General features: G+C 29.8%; 1 protein-coding gene. It reads right to left on the reverse strand.

The features are described from left to right. Positions 1 to 256: 256 nt before the first annotated feature. On the reverse strand, positions 257 to 2,164 hold the full coding sequence (locus RM553_RS19290) for a DUF4209 domain-containing protein (protein ID WP_311536601.1): 1,908 nt from the start codon (positions 2,162 to 2,164) through the stop codon (positions 257 to 259). Positions 2,165 to 2,396: the final 232 nt, after the last annotated feature.

A 2,396-nucleotide genomic window follows, 5' to 3' on the forward strand; every position in this document is an offset into this window, starting at 1 on the left:
TTATAATTACTTTTTTCCGCTAAATGTGAGCGGGATTTTCAATAAGAAAATACACAATATTAGCAGGTTGAAATTTGTAATTCAGTCGGCGCTATTCTTGGCAACGGTTACGGTTATCGCAAGTTGCGGGAGTAGGGACGCGGACTTGTCGGTTTAACCATTTTCTTTCCTGGTTTATAAAATTACACTTTTTACTAAAATACCCGGAATTTGAGATGAACCGATGTTGGCTGTAGTGTAAATTATAAGTATTAATTTATCTTTTTACGAAATGGTATTTACTTAATTTTAAAATTATACAGAGCACGGTAACTATATTTGGAAAAATATATTCATAAATATCCATTAGACCATGCGCAATTTGATTCCTCAAATTTAGACCAGCCTTCTCGCTCATCACATACTTTATTAAAACTCTATCTTCTTCATCAAAACCCGTAGGATTATTATCAGAATGCTTTATATCAGCCAGCAAATCATCCAATAGTTTCTCCATCACTAATTCATCCTTACCTTTTTGTCTTGTTTTAAAGGTTGATATTCCTATTTTTTCACAAAAATTCCTAATAAGTGTTTCAACTTTTAAAACTAAACTATCAGTAATTAGAACATAATCAGCTTCATATTTATTATTGTTGGAAAATTTATCTAATTCCTCAAAGATTTTTTTTATTCCGGGCAGAACAAGGTGAATAGGTAGAATATCATACTTCTCACCATTATAATTTCTTGATATTGGTTCGTTAAACCAAGTTCCTTCTAAAAATGTTTTAATTGATTCAAAGCTTATTTTATTCTCTTTATATGCTTCAATGAAAAATTTATGCATGGTTTGTTTTCCAATTTGAAAACTGAAACCAAAAGATTGCCAAAAGTTATATTCTTCTCTTTCTTCTTCTGTATTAAATTTGTCAATAGTATTTCCGAATTTATCAATAACGGATGAACCAAGCATTGATAAGAAAGGACTTGCTTTTTTTGAATTCTCTGCCATTTCTCTTATTCCATCAATGTTGCTAAACCAAGGCGAGGCAATTAAAGTTTCAATTATTTGTAACTCATTGAAGGAATTTACTGTTGAAATAATTTTGTTTGTTATTCTTTTTGCTTCTTCTTCTGGTAACGTTTGGCTAATGGTTGCCATTTTAAACTTACCTCTCTGTTCAGAATATAGTTTTTCTATTTCTTGGATTTTAGTTGAATCTTTGACTTGTTGATATAATCGAAGTGCTGTTTCAGTAAATGACACACTAGCAATGTTATTATTTTTATCTGCTTCATTCGATAATTTTAAATATAACTCAGCTTTATACTTTAAAAGATCGGTAAAATCAATATTAATTTTTTTTGAAATTTTAATGCAAATATCAACAATGTATATTGCCCCCCAGGTATGAGTTTTTTCCTGCTCTTTAGCTCCCTCTAGATTTTTAGAGATAATCTTTTCATAATCAACTTCATTTTTAAAGTTTTTAAAATGCTCAGATGATAAGGAGGAAAGATCTAATAAAACCCTTAGAGAACTATTATTTGTAACATCCCAATTTTGATGTGTTTCATAAACGTGTTCTATAATTTTTTTTAATTCAGGGGAGATTTTAGCTTTTAACGCTAATTGAAATGCGGCTTTTAAAGTACTTATATAATCTAATATGTAATGATTTTTATCATTAGGATTCTTAGATTTTTCTAGGTAAGTTTTACTTAAAGAAAATAGATTTTCAAAAAGTGATATTTTAAAGTCACGGTGATTTGAAAAGCGAGTTTTTCCTCCGAAGTATATTAATAATCCAAATTCCGTTTTTGAGTATAAATTTTTAGTTTTTTTGTATCTCTCTTCAAAGTACTCAAAATCTTCTTTTGTCAATTTAGTTACGTCTGGCCAATAGAATGGAACAACACTTTTATCTTCCAAAGTTTTATTTCCAGACGTTGTCCAACTCAAACCATTTAATGTGCCATTTTCTCTATCTTCTTTTTTATCAAATGATTTAATGATTGCAAAACCTTGTCTTTCTAACTCAGATTTTTTAAATAACTTAAATTCGCCTTTCTCGTTAAGAACTGTAGAAACTTTCTGTAACTCTTGATTTATTTTATGTCTAGAGCGAGAATCATAATCACTTTTATCTAAATTATCGTAAAAAATTTCAAGTTCGTTCATATATCTAATCTCACTATTTACATTACAGCCAACGGTTACGGTTATGGACAAGTAGCGGGAGTAGGGACGCGGGTTTGTCGGCTTAACCTTTTGTTTCTTGGTTTTCTAAATTACACTTTTTCGATAAAACCCGCTATTTGCTATAACCGATGTTATGCACTGGCCGGTTTTCTAATATTCATATGTTGTTTTTGACCCAAATAATGATACTTCACTTGAATCAATAACCTTA

The sequence above is a fragment of the Autumnicola tepida genome (assembly GCF_031846485.1).
GTDB lineage: Bacteria > Bacteroidota > Bacteroidia > Flavobacteriales > Flavobacteriaceae > Autumnicola > Autumnicola tepida.

Bases quoted from the DNA above. Each gene is read 5' to 3' on its own strand.
- RM553_RS19290 (WP_311536601.1), bottom strand. From the start codon at position 2,164: ATGAACGAACTTGAAATTTTTTACGATAATTTAGATAAAAGTGATTAT.